Genomic DNA, 15,809 nt, shown 5'->3' with positions numbered 1-15,809 from the left:
GGATAGCCCCCATCCCAACACCCCCCCTAAAGGGGAGGAGCTTAGCTGCATCCCCCCTGAACCGGGGCACACCCCCCAGCACCGGGCGCGTCCTGCTGCCGCTCCGGCTCGGCATGCGCATGGTCAATGGCCTGTCCAACGAACATGCCGCGCGGATCGTCGCGGCGCGGGGCGACACGCCCTTCACCTCGGTCGAGGATGTCTGGCGGCGCTCCGGCGTGCCGCTCGCCGCGCTGGAGAAACTGGCGCGCGCCGATGCCTTTCAGTCGCTCGGGCTCGACCGGCGGCAGGCGCTATGGGCGATCAAGGGGCTGGGGGCGCAGCCGCTGCCGCTGTTCGCCGCGGCGGACGCGCGTGCGGGCGGGCTCACCCCCGAACTGGCCGAGCCGGCGGTCGCGCTCGATCTCCTGAGCGCGGGGCGCGAAGTGGTCGAGGATTATCGTGCGCTGCAATTGTCGCTGCGCGCGCACCCCTTGAGCTTCCTGCGCGACGATTTCGCGCGGCGCGGCATCCTGCGCTGTGCCGACCTCAAGACCGTTCGCGACGGCGGCTTTGTCGAGGTCGCCGGGATCATCCTGGTGCGCCAGAAGCCGGGCAGCGCGAAGGGCGTGCTGTTCATCACCATCGAGGACGAGACGGGAGTCGCCAACGCGATCCTGTGGCCCGACCGGTTCGAGGCGCAGCGGCGCACCGTCATGTCGGCGGCGATGATCGGCGTGCGCGGGCGCGTCCAGCGCGAGGGGCTGGTGATCCACGTCATCACCGATCGCATCGTCGATTACACGCCGATGCTGCGCACCATCGGCGACGCGGACCTGCCGCGGCTGACCGGGCCGGGCGACGGCGCGACGCATGGCGGCGCCCCGGATCGCGGCGATCCGGGGTGGAAACCGCGCGGCATCTATCACCCGCCCTTCCGCCAGGGCTGCGACCCCGAGGATGCGCTGCGCCAGAAATCGCGCGACTTTCATTGAACGCCGGATCGGCGGCGCACCTATTCCCGCGTCGACTGGAGCGATCCGACCAGCCGGCGGACCATGCCGCGCGGGGTCAGCCGGTTGGAAAAGGCCATGACCCGGTTGGTGAAGCCCGAAATCTTCACCGCGTCATTGGCCTTCAACGCGCGCATCCCGTCCTCGACCACCTGGCCGGGGCGTACCGCGAACCGCTGGAACAACGGGGTGTCACGCATCCCCGCGACACCGGCAAACTCGGTGATCGTGGGTCCGGGACACAGGGCGGCGACGCGCACGCCGTGCGGCCTGGCTTCCTCGTGCAGCGCTTCCGACAGGCTGAGCACGAACGCCTTGGTCGCATAATAGACCGCCATGCCGGGCCCCGGCTGGAATGCGGCGGTCGATGCGATGTTGAGGATGCCGCCGGCGCGCCGATCGATCATGCCGGGCAGCACCAGCCGGCACAGGTCCATCACCGCGCGGCAATTCAGATCGAGCATCTCGTCCAGCCGGTTGATCGGCTGGTCGACGAACGCGCCGAGCTGGCCGAAGCCGGCATTGTTGACGAGCGTGTCGACCGAAAGGCCGCGTCGCGTGACTTCGTCGATCAGCATCCGCGCCGCGCCGGGCTGGCCCAGATCAGCGCCGATCACCTCCACCTTTATCTTGAACCGGTCGCGCAACTCGCCGGCCAGCGTCTCGAGCCGGTCGGCGCGGCGCGCGGTCAGGATCAGGTCGTGGCCGTCATCCGCGAGCGCGCGTGCAAAGCCTGCGCCCAGTCCGGCCGAAGCGCCGGTGACGAGTGCCGTTCCGCTGGACATCGCCGTTCCCCCACCATGACGTGACATGTTCAATAGGCGCGGGCGACCGCGAACTCGACCGCCTCGACCATCGCGTCCTTGGCCTTGCCGCCGGCAAAGCCGCCGAGCGCGTCGATGGCGCGCTGGCCGTAATGGCGCGCGCGCGCCAGCGTATCGTCGACCGCGTGGCTCGCCTGGACCAGCTGGATCGCTTCGGCGAAATCGGCGTCGTCGTTGCGCCGCCCCTCGATCGCGTCCTTCCAGAACTTGCGCGCCGGGGCGTCGCCGCGCGCATAGGCCAGGATGACGGGCAGCGTCACCTTGCCCTCGCGAAAATCATCGCCGGCATCCTTGCCCATCGTGCCGGCGTCGGAAACATAGTCGATCGCATCGTCGACGAGCTGGAACGCGATGCCCAGGTTGCGGCCATAGGCGTCGAGCGCGGCTTCCTCCGCCTCGGGGCGCTCGGCGACGACTGCGGCGATCCGGCACGCGGCGGCGAACAGCGCCGCGGTCTTGGCACCGATGATCTCGAGATAGCGGTCCTCGCCCAGATCGACCTTGCGCGCGGCGGTCAGCTGATTGACCTCGCCCTCCGCGATCACCGCGCTGGCGTGGCTCAGGATCTTGAGCACCTTCAGGCTGCCGTCCTCGACCATCAGCTCGAACGCGCGGCTGAACAGGAAATCGCCGACCAGCACGCTCGCGGGATTGCCCCAGATGATGTTGGCGGTGCGCCGCCCGCGCCGCAGGTCGGAATTGTCGACGACATCGTCGTGCAGCAGCGTCGCGGTGTGGATGAACTCGACCGCGGCAGCGAGGCGGTGGTGGCGCGACCCGGCATAATCCAGCAGGCGCGCGCTCGCCAGCGTCAGCATCGGCCGCATCCGCTTGCCCCCGCCGGCGATCAGGTGGCCGGCAAGCTCGGGGATCAGCGGAATGTCCGACTGCATCCGGTCGAGGATGACCGCGTTGACGAGATTGAGATCGGTCGCCACCAGCGCGACCATCGGGTCGAGCGAGGGCTGGCCGTGCGCGGAAAGGCGGTGGATCGTGGCGCTCATCTGGTCCCCGCTGTGGCGGCAAGTCCCGCCGAACGCAAGTCTGAGCGGGCTTGCCCCCACCCCGCCAAATCGCGAAAGAGGCAGTCCCCTGAAAGGAGCGCCTCCAAATGGCCGACGACACGCTGCGGCGCTATCGCCAGAGCATCGACAATATCGACGCCGCGCTCGTCTTCCTGCTCGCCGAACGCTTCAAGGTGACGCAGGCGGTCGGCGCCTACAAGGCGCGCACCGGGTTGCCGCCCGCTGATCCGGGGCGCGAGGACGCGCAGATCGCCCGCCTGCGCGCGCTGGCCCGCGACGCCGATCTCGATCCGGAATTCTCGGAGAAATTCCTGCGCTTCATCATCGACGAGGTGATTCGCCACCACGAGCGGCTGCGCGACACGGGCCCCGCCTGAATGCGCGACGACTTCCTGGTCTTCACCCCCGACGATGTCGATCTCGCGCGGTCGCCGCTGCGTGCCGCCATCGACGCGGAGACGTTCGTGCTCGGCGCGTTCAACCCGGGGCTGGCGCGCCTGCCCAACGGCAACCTGATGATGATGGTGCGCGTCGCCGAAGCGCTGCGCCGGCCGTTCGATCGCGGTTTCGCGCATGCGATCCGGTGGACACCCGACGGTTACGTGCTCGACCGCTGGCCAGTCGATCAGGTCAGCTTCACCGATCCGCGCGTCTTCACCCTCCGCGACAATCCGAACAAACCCTTTGCGCTGACGTCGCTGTCCTGGCTGTTGCCGGTCGAGCTGTCGGGCGACGGCGAGCGGGTGGTGGACGTCCATTACGACCGGATCATCGCGCCGGGAACCGCATGGCAGCAATATGGGCTCGAGGACCCACGGCTCAGCCTGATCGGCGGGCGCTGGTACATGACGGCCTGCTGCGTCTCGTCGCAGCGCCATTGTACGGGGCTTTGGGTGTCGGTCGACGGCCGCGCCTTCCAGCCGCTCGGCATCGTGCTCGATCATCAGAACAAGGACATGGTGCTGTTCGAGGGCAAGCCCGGCGGCCAGTTCGTCGCGCTGACCCGGCCGCTGGGGAGCAGCTGGGTGGCGAGCCCGCCCGACGAAGTGCATGTCGCCGGTCCCGCGATCCAGATGGCCGGATCGCCCGACGCGCTGCACTGGCGCCCCTTCGACCGCCCGGGCATCCGCCCGCGACGCGACCGGCCGACCGGTTTCCGGATCGGCGGCGGGGCGCAGCCGGTCCTGACGCCGGAGGGGTGGCTGGTGCTCTATCACGGGGTCCAACCCGACAGCCATATCGGGACCTATCGCACCTTCTGGGCACTGCTCGACCGCGACGATCCCGCCGCGATCCTGCATCAGGCGGACGACGCGCCGCTGATCGAAAGCGCACCGGATCTGACCGCGGGGATTGCGCACCAACGCTATCTGCGCTCGCCGGTCGTGTTCACTACTGGCATCGTCGATGCGGGCGACCATTTCCTGGTGGCATCGGGCGAGGCCGATCTCGCCTGCCGCCTGACCCGCATCGCCAAGTCGTGCTTCAGCTGAGCGCCGCGGCCTCGCGCGGATAGCGCCTGTCCATTTCGTCGAGCGCGCCGCGGATGAGCTGTTCGAGGATGTCGAGGTCGATGTCGCCGAGCCGGTTGACATACAGGCAAGACGCCCCCGTCCGGTGCTTGCCCAGCCGCGCGAGCAGCGCATCGTGTGCCGCGAACCCGGAAATCAGGTAGAGCACCAGATTGGCCTTGCGCGGGCTGAATCCGATGCGGCACATCTCGCCCGATCGGCCGCTGTCATATTGGTAGCGATACCGCCCGTAGCCGATGATCGACGGCCCCCACATCACTGCGGGCTCGCCCGACAGCCTGGCCATCAAATCGGCGACCAGCCGCGCGTCCTCGCGGCGCTGGGGATTTTCGACCGCGGCGATGAACGCATCGGGCGACATCGGCGTCGGCTTGGTCTTCGCTTCGGCCATGCTGGATTGCTCCCGGTTCCACACCCCATCCGACGCGCGATCCTATCACCGCGCCTCCGGTTGTGCGAGCGCGTGCTTGCGCGGGGCCGACCGCAACCCTAGAGCGCGCGCAATTGCCCATCTTCATCGGAGTTTTCGCGCATGGCCGATCAGATCAACCGTGTCGTCCTGGCCTATTCGGGCGGGCTGGACACCAGCGTGATCCTGAAATGGCTGCAGCAGAATTATGGTTGCGAGGTGGTGACCTTCACCGCCGATCTCGGCCAGGGCGAGGAGCTTGAGCCCGCGCGCGCCAAGGCGGAGCTGATGGGGGTCAAGCCCGAGCACATCTTCATCGACGACCTGCGCGAGGAGTTCGTCCGCGATTTCGTATTCCCGATGATGCGCGCCAATGCGCTGTACGAGGGGCTGTACCTGCTCGGCACCTCGATCGCGCGGCCCTTGATTTCCAAGCGTCTGATCGAGATCGCACGCGAGGTCGGGGCGGACGCGGTCGCGCACGGCGCCACCGGCAAGGGCAACGACCAGGTGCGCTTCGAGCTGTCCGCCTATGCGCTCAACCCGGATATCAAGGTGATCGCGCCGTGGCGCGAATGGGACCTGACCAGCCGCACCGCGCTGATCGACTTTGCCGAGAAGAACCAGATTCCGGTGCCGAAGGACAAGCGCGGCGAAAGCCCGTTTTCGACCGACGCCAACCTGCTGCACACCTCGTCCGAGGGTAAGGTGCTGGAGGATCCGTGGGAGGAAGTGCCCGATTACGTCTATTCGCGCACCGTCAATCCCGAGGATGCGCCCGACCAGCCCGAATACATCACCATCGATTTCGAGCGCGGCGACGGCGTGGCGCTGAATGGCGCGGCGATGTCGCCCGCGACCCTGCTCGCCGCGCTCAACGACCTGGGACGAAAGCATGGGATCGGCCGGCTCGACCTGGTCGAGAACCGCTTTGTCGGCATGAAGTCGCGCGGCATGTACGAAACGCCGGGCGGCACCATCTACGCGCTCGCGCATCGCGGCATCGAGTCAATCACGCTCGACCGGGGTGCCGCGCACCTGAAGGACGAACTCGCGCCGCGTTATGCCGAGCTGATCTACAACGGCTTCTGGTTCGCGCCCGAGCGCGAAATGCTTCAGGCCGCGATCGACCACAGCCAGCACAATGTGACCGGCACGGTGCGGCTCAAGCTCTACAAGGGCGGCGTCTATGTCGTCGGGCGCAAGTCGCCGCACACGCTGTACAGCGAAAAGGTCGTGACGTTCGAGGACGACCAGGGCGCCTATGACCAGCGCGATGCCGCCGGTTTCATCAAGCTGAACGCGCTCCGCCTGCGCCTGCTGGGCCGTCGCGGCGACTGAGCAAGGGTCGACAGATACGGATCGGGCCGCAGTCGTCGACCGCGGCCCGATGCAATTCTGGTGGATTTTCCCGGAAACGTGGCGGCGTTAGCGCACCGCGCCGCGACGGACCAGATTGACGATCGCCAGCAGGATGATCGCGCCGACCAGCGACACCACGAACGTCTGGATCGTGATCGCCTGGTTGATGCTGCCGCCGAACAGCAGACCACCGATGAACGCGCCGACGATGCCGACGATGATGTTCAGAATGATGCCCTGCTGCGCATCGGTCCGCATGACCATGCTGGCGAGCCAGCCGACAACGCCGCCGATGATGAGCCAGATAATGAAACCGATCATGCTGTTCCCTCCGTTGACCCTGATGTGTGGGCAGATGACGGAAGGACTCTTGACACCGGGCATTTGTTCCGCCCCCGACGAAAATCGGGATTGCCGGAGTCGGGATCTATGTGCCGCGGCCGATTGGACGCGGCAGCATCAGAATTTCTGCTGACGCTCGTAGAGCGAGCGATAATGCTGGATGCGCGTCACGCGCAGGCCGGGCATGCCCACCCGGTCGATCGCGCGCTGCCATCCGGCGAACTCCTCGACCGACAGGTTGTAGCGCGCGCAGACTTCATCGACGGTCAGCAGGCCGCCGTTCACCGCGGCGACGACTTCGGCCTTGCGACGGACGACCCAGCGCGTCGTGCTCGGCGGCGGGAGCGAGTCGAGCGTCAGCGGCTCGCCGAGCGGGCCGATCACCTTTGCCGGTCTGATTTTCTGATTCTCGATCATTCCATCCTCATCAGGGCGGGGGGCCCCTTTTCACGCTCGACTATGGTTCGGACCCTACGCCCAAGCGGTTGAACATCCGCTAAAACGGCGCGGTAAACGGGACCGTTACACTTCCTTCCCGATCGTTAGGACTGCCGCCGCGCCGCGATGAAACGCGCCGGTGCGCGGATGCAGCGCGCGGGCACGTCCGCCATTGCGGTCGAGCCCCGCCTGCGCGCGCGCGGTCGGGCTCGATGCCTGGCGGCTGGCGACCGCCACCATCAGAATCGCGAGCTCGGTGGGCAATGCCACGGCCGCCGCCTGTCGTTCAAAACGGGTAAGACTTAGATCCAACGCACAGTTTCCGGTTCCGACTCGATCGGGTCGGGTTTACCGGGGAATGCTGAACCGCCCGTAAAGACCCCGCGGCAGCTCCGTCGACCGGCTTTGCATCGGCGGCGACAGCGCCTATCTGGCGCGGATGCGGATCGATGATTTCCAGTTGAGCGGCCCGGCTTCGGCGCGCAGGATCGTCGTCGCCATGTCGGGCGGCGTCGACAGTTCGGTGGTTGCCGCGCTTGCCGCGCGCACGGGTGCGCAGACGATCGGCGTGACGCTCCAGCTTTACGATCACGGCGAGGCGGTGGGCCGCGCCGGCAGCTGCTGCGCCGGCCGCGACATTCGTGACGCGCGTGCGGTATGCGACCGGCTGGGCATTCCGCACTATGTCTTCGACCACGAATCGCGGTTCCGCGAGACAGTGATCGACGATTTCGCCGACGAATATCTCGCCGGGCGCACCCCCATCCCCTGCGTCAAATGCAATATGGGGCCCAAGTTCACCGACCTGTTCCGTATGGCGCGCGATCTGGGCGCGGATTGCCTGGCGACCGGCCATTATGTCCGGCGCGTCGTCGGCGCTGGCGGCGCGGAGCTGCACCGCGCGGTCGACCCGGCCCGTGACCAGAGCTATTTCCTGTTCGCGACGACGCGCGCCCAGCTCGACTATCTACGCTTTCCGCTGGGCGGCATGCCCAAGGCCGACGTGCGGGCGCTCGCGGCCGAACTGGGGCTGGGGGTCGCAGCCAAGCCCGACAGTCAGGATATCTGCTTCGTGCCCGACGGCGACTATGCCCGGCTTGTCAAGAAGCTGCGCCCGGAGGCGGAGGCCGGCGGCGACATCGTCGATGAATCCGGGGCGAAGCTCGGCGAGCATCGCGGCATCATCCATTTCACCGTCGGCCAGCGGCGCGGGCTGGAAATCGGCGGGACGCACGAACCGCTCTACGTCCTGCGCGTGGATGCCGCGCGGCGCGAGGTCGTCGTCGGCCCCAAACGCGCCCTCGCGGTCGTCGCTGCGCGGCTGACGGATGTCAACTGGCTCGGCGACGTCGGCGACCGCGCGGTGCAGGCCGACATCATGGTCAAGGTGCGTTCGATGGCGCGCCCGGTGCCCGCCCGGATCGATGCGGACCGGGTGGTGTTCGATGCCCCCGAATATGGCGTCGCCCCCGGCCAAGCGGCGGTGTTCTATCAGGACGACCAGGTGCTGGGCGGCGGCTGGATCGCGGCGACCGAACGCGCCGAACCGGTGGCGGTCGCCGCCTGATCCCGATGCCGCTGCGGCCCGGCCGCGCCCGTGGCGTTGCGCGCGTGGATCAGAAGGGCAGCAGGCGGCTCTTTTCGCTGAACTTCATATAGCCGACATTGGCGGCGAGCCGCCAGCCGACGCCCAGCCTGATCGGGATGAGCACGACATCGCCGCGCCGCATATAGGTCGCCGCGAAGCCGCCGACGAAATAGACCCGCCCCTCGGCGGCAGGATAACGCCGGTAAAGTTCCTGCGAATCATACAGGTTATAGACGAGCACGAAGACCTTTGCCGCGTCGCCGCCGACGTCGAAGCCGACCGAGGGGCCGGTCCAGAAGACCGGGCGCTCGCCCTCGACCTTGTGCTGCATCAGCCCCGATCCGTATCGCAGCCCGAGCACGAACGCGCCCGACACCTCGCGACCTGCGATATAGGCATTGGGCTCGCCCTGGTCGCGCAGGATGTTCTCGACGATGCCGGCCAGGCCCTCGGCACCCTTGCCGAACACGCCTTCGGCCGCGTTGATCAGGTCCTCGCGCTGATAGGTCGATGCCGTCGCGGTCGGCGAGGCAAGGGTCGAGCCGGCGGGCGCCGCGCCGGATACTGATGTGTCGGGTGCGGGCAGACCCGTCCCTGCGGCCGGCGGCGGACTTTCGACCGGTGCGGGCGTGGCGGGCGCGGGGGCCGATCGCGGCGGCAGCGCCCGCGATCCGTCGAGATCGCCGTCGATCACGTCATTTGGGTCGACGGTCCGCATCTGCGCATGCGCAGGCGTTGCCATCGCCAGGGCGATACCCATCCAGATCAGCCATGACGTCCGCATCTCGATCATCCCCGCTTGAAAGCGCAAAGCCACGCCTCATCTTACCGGTGCCACACCTTGACCGGCAATGAACGCGCGGTGATCCGAGTCGAATTCGCGCCGAACGCCGCCGATCGGGGTTCGCCGCCGGGGACGTGCGATCCCCGCCATCGCCAGTTGCCTGTCGACCATCGCCCGGCTATAGCGCGCGCTCCAGCGCTCGGAGACGTGGGTGAGTGGCTGAAACCAGCGGTTTGCTAAACCGCCGTAGGGGGATTACTCCTACCGAGGGTTCGAATCCCTCCGTCTCCGCCACTATCCACCGATTTTCGGCGATTAAATTCAAGTTAGGCTGCCGGTTCCCATAACCGCTCCCCGATAGGCGTTGCGCTTGGGGCGAACGCGTGCGGCTGAATTCGTTCAATCGGCGCGCACCTCAACATTTCTCAGCAGGGGCGCGGCCGTCGACCGCAATGCCATTCGAGCAGCCATGCCGGTGCGACCGTGGAAGCTGGAAACCAGTACACCCCCTACGCGAAACATCACGTCTTGAAATGGCGGAAATCCCGGCCTTTCCGGGAATGGAAGCTTCTCCGCCAAATCTGACTGGCCAGGTCAGGGCAAGTCAGATCCAAATTGAATGAATGCAAGAGGTTGAAAAGGCGCGCATCGTTGAGATGGGCAACCCTTCTGGTTCCAATTCAAACTTGATTGGAACTGACAGCGGTACACTTTCGCCCCGTGCCAAATAAACATAACGAATGCACTTCTCCGTCTGTACTACCATAGCGCGGGCGATGGGCGCTGGCTGCCGACGCGCGCCGAGCCCTGCCACCGCTGATAATTCGATGGGTGTCGTTCGACTGCCAGCCGGGCAGGTTCGGCCCGACCGGTGGGAAGACACGGTTGTCGGCTTCCGACCCAGTTTCAGCTGCCCACCGCCGATGGTTGGAACGTCTGCTTCTTTGCAGAAGCTGCCGGACCGTCTTCCTTATCGCGCAGCGACCGTGCCAATGAGCCTTTCTGTGTCAGTTTAGTCTGCGGGAAGCTTGAGGTAGAGCTCGCTCGATCCGATGTTAATGATCCCGGAAAAACCGCTGAGGATGTCCTGGCCGACGACCCCGTCGATCTCCGTGCCCGTGGCCGTCTTCAGCCGCGCGACAACGCTGTCGAGATTGGTGCTGTAGACCCGCTTCAAGGGCACGGCCCTGCCGCCGAGCGCGATGCTCTCGATCGGATGGCTGGTAATCGCGATGCTGCCCCCGGCGCCGGCTCCCTGCGCCTCGCCGGATGCTGCGCCGAGCCCGAACTTCCCAAGCCGGTCATGCCGCACCACGGTCGCACCCGCGCCGGAGTCGAGCACGAAGGTGCCCGCCTGCCCATTTATCTCAACGTCGACGATCTCGTGACCAGTGGGAAGCTTGGTGAGCTTCAAGACCGTAAAGCCCTTGCTCGCGAGGAAGCGGCTGACTTCGCCGGGTTTGGGCGGTGCAGCCGGTGCAGGTGCAGGAAGGATCATGGCAAGGGCGACGATGATTGGGGCAATGGGACGCATGAAGAATACCTCACAAGTGGCGGTTGAATGGATGGCCGACCCGGCGGCACCGGGCGGTCAGATGAGCTTGCGCAGGCTGAGGCTGATCACCCTGCCGAGCGGGTCGAGATAAGCCGGCTGGTAGCTCAGCGGCACCGAACCGACGGCGTCGCGCACCTGTGGGCGGGTGTTGAACAGGTTGGTGACTCCCAGCGATACGCGGGTGCCCTTCAGCCATGCAGGAGGCTTCTTGCCGCCGAGCGCTTCGGAGAGATTGGCAAACAGGTTGAGGTTGACGATCGCATAGTCGTCGAAGCGCAGGTCGCTCGCGGGCTGGCCCGGATCGCGCACCGCAGTCGCGCTGCGCCAGTTGGCAGAGACCCGCGCCCCCCACCCGCCCTTGAACGCGCCCGCCTGGAGATCAACCTCGTGCCGCCGCCGGCCGCCGAGGAAATCGACCGCGCCGCCATCCAGCAGATCCAGCCGCGGTCCACCGCGGCGCAAGGTGATCTCGTCCTCGAAATACCAGTTATGGTAGAGGCTGAGATAAAGGCGGCTCGTCAGGTTGGCCGCCCCTTGCGCGGTCGCGCTGCCGGGTTCGGGGCGGATCAGTTGAGCGTTCGGGAACAGCCGCTTCACCTCGGCCTCGCTGGTTACCACCTTTACCCGCGCATCGCGCAGGTATTCCGGCACCTTGCCGAGCGGGCGGGTGAAATTGACCCCCCAGCGCAGCTGCTGCTGGCGCGCCTCGGCGAAGTTGACCGCGCGGGCATCGATCTGTTGGAGGCGGCCCGACGCATCGCGAGTAAAGCGCTCGGGAAAGGCCGTCTCGATCAGCGAGGTGAGGATCGGGAAGGTGGAAACAGGATTGTCGGTCCGGCTGCGCACGTAATCGGCGCTGATGCTGAAGTCGGTCTTGGCGAGCGGCCGCAGGGTCACGCCGAGCCGGAACAGGCGGCGATCGTCATTGGCGAGCGCAGGATTGCCGCCGGTGACGCGATCGATGTCGACCACCTCGCGGCGGACGAAGTCGAAGGTGCGCAGGTTCGGCGTGATCAGCGTCGGGCCGCCCAGCTGCTCCAGCGTGGGCGCGCCCTCTTCGCGCGTGAAGGACGCGACGAGATCGATGGCCTTGGCGGGCGACCAGTTGAGCCCGAAGCCATAGGTCCAAAGGTCTCCCGCATCCGACAGACGATCGTAGGCGACATTGCCATTGAGCGTCAGGTTGCCGAGCGGCGAGGCTTTCTCCTCGGTGCGGCTCAGAATGGGGATGGCGACATCCGCCTGCAGGCCGCCACGGTCGCGCGACAGGTCGGCCAGCGTTGCGGTGCCGCCAAAGCTCGCCCGGCCCGTGAAGTCGCGGAATTCTCCCCCGACCCGCAGGCTTGCCGACAGCGGACCCGCAGGCAGCGTGGCAAGCGGGCCCGAAGCGAGGAAATCGGCGTTGAACAGCGTATCGGTCAAGAGCGCGGTGTCGCGCCGTAACGGCGTATCCGCCGCATCGGTCAGCACCTCGCCCTCGGTCCGGTCGAAATTGCCGAGCGCAGTCCATTGCCACCGACCAAGGCGGCCGCCGATGGTGGTGCCGACATGCACCAGCGTCTGGTCACTGTCGCGCTGCAGGATCCGCCCCTGGCCGCGCCCGAGCAGGCTGTCGTTGCGGCTGACATCGACCCGCCCGTTGAGGGTTGCCGAGATGTCCTTCAACACATGCCCGCTGAGCACACCGTTGACCCCGAAGCGCTCGTTTTCGGGGAGCAGCGTGCGGACCTCGCCCAGCTCGGGGCTTGCCGCGAACTGCCGCACGTCGCGTTCGCTTTCGAGCAGGTTGTCCGCGTGCGAATAGGTCGCGCCGAGCGCGATGCGGGTATCGCCGGCGATCCGCAGATAGTCGGCGTTGCCGATGCCGGTTTCCCGTCCGCCTTCGCCCGGGGTCAGAAAGCTCGCCTGCCCCACCCGCGACTGGTAGCGCGGGAAGGTGACGATGTTCACCACCTTCTGGTCGGCCCGGTAACCATATTGCAGCGCGAGTTCCTCGGGGAAGATTTCCATGCGCTCGATCGCTTCGGAAGGGATCCTCGCGATTTCCGCGAAGTCGGAGACCCGCCGCCCGTTGAGCAGCGTCACCGGCGGCGCGTCACCCCGACCGCGGTTGCTGGCGGTCTGGGGGGCGATGGTATCGAGCAGCGCGCCGATGTTCTCGGCACCGAAGGCGCGGATATCGAGCTGGCTGAAGCTGCGTTCGGGCGGGATGTCGCTGTTCACCGATCCGCGCGGGCGCTCGCCGGACACGACGATTTCATCGGACTTCGGCGGCGCATCGCTCGCAGCAGCCGCACCTTCGCCGGCTTCCGCCGTGCCCGCAGCCGCGCGTGCGGCCTCGCGCGCTTCGGGGGGAAGCTGATCGCCATATTGCTCGAGCAGTTTCCGGGCGAGCTCGGGCGGCAGCGGTTTGCCGTCGAGTGTCTGGACCCGCACTGAGGGCTGCCCGGCTGAGGCGCTGGGCGGAGGCAGCGGGTCCTTCAGTCGTTCCTCGATCTGCCGCGCGAGTTCCGGGGGAAGCGGCTTGCCATCGGGGCCGTAGAAGACTCGCTTCGGCAAGGCTGCGGCCTCGTTCTGCTGAGCGCCTTGTGCATCGGCCGCAACTGGGGGCGCTTTCGCCCTGTCGGCCGCCTGCGCCAGCACCGTGCTCGGCGCCGCGCCCACAAGAAGCCCCGCTGCAATTCCGCACCATCTGCCTGTCACACAAATCTCCAAGTTTGTGAACCTGGCGGGGACAAGAGCAGCCTTGCGTATCGACCGGATGGCGCGGGTGTAACGAGTCGTGATACGCGAATGCTACAAAGCCCTGTTATCCCGTCCGCCATGACACCCCTGTCCGATTTCCCGAGCGCGATCCTCGTCGTCGACGACGATGCGAGCATTCGCGACGCAATCGCCGATTTTCTGGGGATGCACGGCTATGCGGTGCGCGCGGCGGAGAATGCGGTGGCGTGCGACCGCGCACTGACGGCAGCGCCCGCCGACCTGATCGTGCTCGACGTCATGATGCCCGGCGAGGACGGGCTGTCGCTGTGCCGGCGACTGGGCGCGGGCGGGACACCTATCCTCATGCTCAGTGCGCTCGACGCCGTGACCGACCGGATCGTGGGGCTCGAGGTCGGCGCCTGGGATTACATGACCAAGCCCTTCGAACCGCGCGAGTTGCTGGCGCGGGTGCGGGCGCTGCTGCGACGTCCGGCGGCCGACCGGGGCGAACTCCGGGACGCGTCAGGTGAGGCATTGATGTTCGCGGGGTGGTGGTTCGATGTCGAGCAGAGACGCCTGCGCGCTCCTTCAGGCATTCCCATGATGCTGACCGAAGGCGAACACGCGTTGCTCGCCGCCTTTGTCAGGCGGCCCGGGCGCATCCTGTCGCGCGATGTCCTGCTTGACCTTGCCCGCGGGGTCGATGCCGCGCCCTATGACCGCGCCATCGACATCGCCGTCAGCCGGTTGCGCCGCAAGCTCGCCGAAGCGGACCCGGCCCCGCTGATCGAGACCGTGCGCGGCGCGGGTTACCGGTTCCTTCCGGCGGTGCAGCGGGCGTGAAGCGCGCGCCCAGCGCCCTTGTGTCGATCGGAGGCTTCGGGGTCGCGGTGGCGGTGCTGAGCGTGACCACCACCGCAGCCATCGTGCTCGCCGCGCCACCGCCCCCGGCCGCGCGGATCGTGGCGTCAGAAGCGATCATGGCGCTACGCACGCAGACCCTTGGGTTCGACCGGCGCATTGCCGCCGCGCCGCCCGCCGGCCCGCGTATCCCCGTGGTCGAAGGCCTGATTGCTGCCGAACTCGGCAGGTCTGTCGAGGATCTGCGGGTGACCCGGCTTGATGCGGCACCGGCAGTCGCGATAAGTGTTCGTGCGATGCCGAAGGACGAGGTGATACGTGTCTTCGGCAAAGACCTGCCCGCTACAATTGTCCTGCGCGAGCGCGACGCAGCGAAGCTCAAGGTGGTTGAAGCTGGTGCTGCAACAAAGGCCTTGCGTCAGGTGCTGCTCGATCTGCCGCTGCCGGCTTACGCCGCCAGCCTGAGACAGCCAGACGGCCGCTGGCTGGTCGTCAAGCCTGCCGAGCCGTTCCTTGGTGGATGGCAGCGCAGCATCCTCATTGCACTGGCCGTCAGCCTGCTGCTGCTGGCACCGCTCGCTTGGTTCTTCGCGCGGCGGCTGACGCGCCCGTTCCGCGCGCTCGCCGGGGCGCTCGGTAGCGATGCCGCGTTGATCCGGCAGGAGGGGCCGCGCGAACTGCGCGAGGCGGCAGCTGCGATCATTGCTATGCAGAACCGCTTGGCCGAAGAGGCAACAGAGCGTGCTCGTATGCTTACGGCCATCGCCCATGACCTGCGCACACCGCTCACCGGCCTGCGCCTGCGGATCGAAGGCGTGCTCGAACCGCAACGTGCGCGCATGGTACATGACGTCGAGCGGATGCAGGCGATGATAGGCGAGGTGCTCAATTTCGCCCGCGACGCAGCGGCACCGGCCGCGCTGATCGACGTGCGCGCTGCACTCGAGCTGATCATCGACGAGATGCATGCCGGGCGCGAAACGATCGTTCTCGAATCTGGCGAGGATGCGCAGATCCGGGTCCCGGAATCCGCTTTCCGCCGGGCGATCGAGAACCTGCTCAGCAATGCCGTGACCTACGCCGGTGGCGGCACGGTCAGTATCGCGAATTCGCAGGGTGAGGTTGCCATCTCGGTGCGCGACGAGGGCCCGGGCATTCCCAAGACGGATCGAGAGCGCCTGCTGCGTCCCTTTGAACGCGGTGAAAGCTCGCGCAATCGCGACACAGGCGGGGCAGGTTTGGGGCTGAGCATAGTTCACAATTTCGCAGCACAGCATGCAGGCGCCTTCGCGCTACGCGATACACCGGGCGGCGGAATCACAGCGATACTGCGCTTGCCGGCGGCGTGAATTCTAATCGCGGATCGATACGTCATGCCATGCCCACGCAAG

Annotated in this window: 16 protein-coding genes and 1 tRNA gene; 8 read left to right on the top strand and 9 right to left on the bottom strand. The window is 67.1% G+C overall.

Translation table 11 applies throughout. From position 1 onward, the window contains the following. The coding region (locus AX676_RS01130; RefSeq protein ID WP_231734705.1) for a helix-hairpin-helix domain-containing protein at positions 1–974 on the top strand (974 nt) is incomplete at its 5' end. Positions 975–994: 20 nt separating this feature from the next. Here the strand turns inward: AX676_RS01130 and AX676_RS01125 are convergent. Together AX676_RS01125 and AX676_RS01120 are read right to left on the bottom strand one after the other, a co-directional pair. Continuing rightward, positions 995–1,777, bottom strand: coding sequence for an SDR family NAD(P)-dependent oxidoreductase (locus tag AX676_RS01125; RefSeq protein ID WP_066476927.1), 783 nt, complete (start codon positions 1,775–1,777; stop codon positions 995–997). Between the two features lie 29 nt (positions 1,778–1,806). Then, positions 1,807–2,820 (bottom strand): polyprenyl synthetase family protein, encoded by a 1,014-nt coding sequence (locus AX676_RS01120; RefSeq protein WP_066476930.1) that lies wholly within the window; start codon positions 2,818–2,820, stop codon positions 1,807–1,809. A 107-nt stretch (positions 2,821–2,927) separates the two neighbouring features. Between AX676_RS01120 and AX676_RS01115 the strand changes: the two genes are divergently transcribed. Then, on the top strand, positions 2,928–3,218 hold the full coding sequence (locus AX676_RS01115) for a chorismate mutase (RefSeq protein ID WP_066476933.1): 291 nt from the start codon (positions 2,928–2,930) through the stop codon (positions 3,216–3,218). Further along, complete coding sequence (locus tag AX676_RS01110; protein ID WP_066476935.1) at positions 3,219–4,334, top strand: glycosidase; 1,116 nt, start codon at positions 3,219–3,221, stop codon at positions 4,332–4,334. It abuts the gene before it with no gap. Here the strand turns inward: AX676_RS01110 and AX676_RS01105 are convergent. Further along, a complete protein-coding gene (locus tag AX676_RS01105) occupies positions 4,327–4,764 on the bottom strand; it encodes a DUF1801 domain-containing protein (protein WP_066476937.1) in 438 nt (145 codons plus the stop codon). The genes AX676_RS01110 and AX676_RS01105 overlap by 8 nt on opposite strands. A gap of 141 nt (positions 4,765–4,905) precedes the next feature. Here AX676_RS01105 and AX676_RS01100 point away from each other — a divergent pair, with 141 nt between their 5' ends. Then, positions 4,906–6,123 carry an argininosuccinate synthase gene (locus AX676_RS01100; RefSeq protein WP_066476939.1) on the top strand — a complete coding sequence of 406 codons (1,218 nt, stop codon included), beginning with the start codon at positions 4,906–4,908 and terminating at the stop codon, positions 6,121–6,123. Positions 6,124–6,210: 87 nt separating this feature from the next. On the opposite strand, the gene AX676_RS01095 is transcribed toward AX676_RS01100, so the two are convergent. From AX676_RS01095 to AX676_RS01085, 3 genes are all read right to left on the bottom strand, one after another. Further along, positions 6,211–6,462, bottom strand: a complete 252-nt coding sequence (locus tag AX676_RS01095; RefSeq protein WP_066477096.1) for a GlsB/YeaQ/YmgE family stress response membrane protein — start codon at positions 6,460–6,462, stop codon at positions 6,211–6,213. A 141-nt stretch (positions 6,463–6,603) separates the two neighbouring features. Beyond that, entirely contained in the window at positions 6,604–6,903 is a 300-nt protein-coding gene (sciP, locus tag AX676_RS01090; protein WP_066476941.1) for a CtrA inhibitor SciP, read from the bottom strand. Positions 6,904–7,008: 105 nt separating this feature from the next. Beyond that, positions 7,009–7,194 carry a hypothetical protein gene (locus AX676_RS01085; protein ID WP_066476942.1) on the bottom strand — a complete coding sequence of 62 codons (186 nt, stop codon included), beginning with the start codon at positions 7,192–7,194 and terminating at the stop codon, positions 7,009–7,011. 169 nt (positions 7,195–7,363) lie between these two features. Here AX676_RS01085 and mnmA point away from each other — a divergent pair, with 169 nt between their 5' ends. Then, positions 7,364–8,491, top strand: coding sequence for a tRNA 2-thiouridine(34) synthase MnmA (gene mnmA, locus AX676_RS01080; protein WP_066476944.1), 1,128 nt, complete (start codon positions 7,364–7,366; stop codon positions 8,489–8,491). A 49-nt stretch (positions 8,492–8,540) separates the two neighbouring features. Here the strand turns inward: mnmA and AX676_RS01075 are convergent, their stop codons facing one another. Then, a complete protein-coding gene (locus tag AX676_RS01075) occupies positions 8,541–9,296 on the bottom strand; it encodes a DUF1134 domain-containing protein (RefSeq protein WP_066477098.1) in 756 nt (251 codons plus the stop codon). 201 nt (positions 9,297–9,497) lie between these two features. On the opposite strand from AX676_RS01075, the gene AX676_RS01070 reads away from it, so the two are divergent. Continuing rightward, a tRNA-Ser gene (locus tag AX676_RS01070) sits at positions 9,498–9,590 on the top strand. Positions 9,591–10,308: 718 nt separating this feature from the next. On the opposite strand, the gene AX676_RS01065 is transcribed toward AX676_RS01070, so the two are convergent. Further along, positions 10,309–10,830 carry an aspartyl protease family protein gene (locus tag AX676_RS01065; protein WP_082731286.1) on the bottom strand — a complete coding sequence of 174 codons (522 nt, stop codon included), beginning with the start codon at positions 10,828–10,830 and terminating at the stop codon, positions 10,309–10,311. 57 nt (positions 10,831–10,887) lie between these two features. Then, positions 10,888–13,410, bottom strand: a complete 2,523-nt coding sequence (locus tag AX676_RS01060) for a TonB-dependent receptor domain-containing protein (protein WP_231725982.1) — start codon at positions 13,408–13,410, stop codon at positions 10,888–10,890. A gap of 264 nt (positions 13,411–13,674) precedes the next feature. Here AX676_RS01060 and AX676_RS01055 point away from each other — a divergent pair, with 264 nt between their 5' ends. Next, the gene (locus tag AX676_RS01055) at positions 13,675–14,400 is read left to right on the top strand and encodes a response regulator (RefSeq protein WP_066476950.1); all 726 of its coding nucleotides are present in this window, start codon (positions 13,675–13,677) and stop codon (positions 14,398–14,400) included. Next, positions 14,397–15,767: a sensor histidine kinase gene (locus AX676_RS01050; protein ID WP_066476953.1), complete on the top strand. Its 1,371-nt coding sequence runs from the start codon at positions 14,397–14,399 to the stop codon at positions 15,765–15,767. The genes AX676_RS01055 and AX676_RS01050 overlap by 4 nt, the downstream gene beginning before the upstream one ends. The last annotated feature ends 42 nt before the right edge of the window (positions 15,768–15,809 follow it).

It is taken from the genome of Sphingomonas sp. CCH21-G11, assembly GCF_001555965.1.
Taxonomy (GTDB): Bacteria; Pseudomonadota; Alphaproteobacteria; order Sphingomonadales; family Sphingomonadaceae; genus Sphingomonas.
The sequence above is the reverse complement of the archived record's forward strand: the minus strand, read 5'-3'. Positions and strand labels throughout refer to the sequence as shown.

What these genes read in the sequence shown, in the direction of transcription:
- AX676_RS01125 (WP_066476927.1), bottom strand. Translation starts at nt 1,777, where the DNA reads ATGTCCAGCGGAACGGCACTCGTCACCGGCGCTTCGGCCGGACTGGGC.
- AX676_RS01120 (WP_066476930.1), bottom strand. Translation starts at nt 2,820, where the DNA reads ATGAGCGCCACGATCCACCGCCTTTCCGCGCACGGCCAGCCCTCGCTC.
- AX676_RS01115 (WP_066476933.1), top strand. Translation starts at nt 2,928, where the DNA reads ATGGCCGACGACACGCTGCGGCGCTATCGCCAGAGCATCGACAATATC.
- AX676_RS01110 (WP_066476935.1), top strand. Translation starts at nt 3,219, where the DNA reads ATGCGCGACGACTTCCTGGTCTTCACCCCCGACGATGTCGATCTCGCG.
- AX676_RS01105 (WP_066476937.1), bottom strand. Translation starts at nt 4,764, where the DNA reads ATGGCCGAAGCGAAGACCAAGCCGACGCCGATGTCGCCCGATGCGTTC.
- AX676_RS01100 (WP_066476939.1), top strand. Translation starts at nt 4,906, where the DNA reads ATGGCCGATCAGATCAACCGTGTCGTCCTGGCCTATTCGGGCGGGCTG.
- sciP (WP_066476941.1), bottom strand. Translation starts at nt 6,903, where the DNA reads ATGATCGAGAATCAGAAAATCAGACCGGCAAAGGTGATCGGCCCGCTC.
- mnmA (WP_066476944.1), top strand. Translation starts at nt 7,364, where the DNA reads ATGCGGATCGATGATTTCCAGTTGAGCGGCCCGGCTTCGGCGCGCAGG.
- AX676_RS01075 (WP_066477098.1), bottom strand. Translation starts at nt 9,296, where the DNA reads ATGCGGACGTCATGGCTGATCTGGATGGGTATCGCCCTGGCGATGGCA.
- AX676_RS01065 (WP_082731286.1), bottom strand. Translation starts at nt 10,830, where the DNA reads ATGCGTCCCATTGCCCCAATCATCGTCGCCCTTGCCATGATCCTTCCT.
- AX676_RS01055 (WP_066476950.1), top strand. Translation starts at nt 13,675, where the DNA reads ATGACACCCCTGTCCGATTTCCCGAGCGCGATCCTCGTCGTCGACGAC.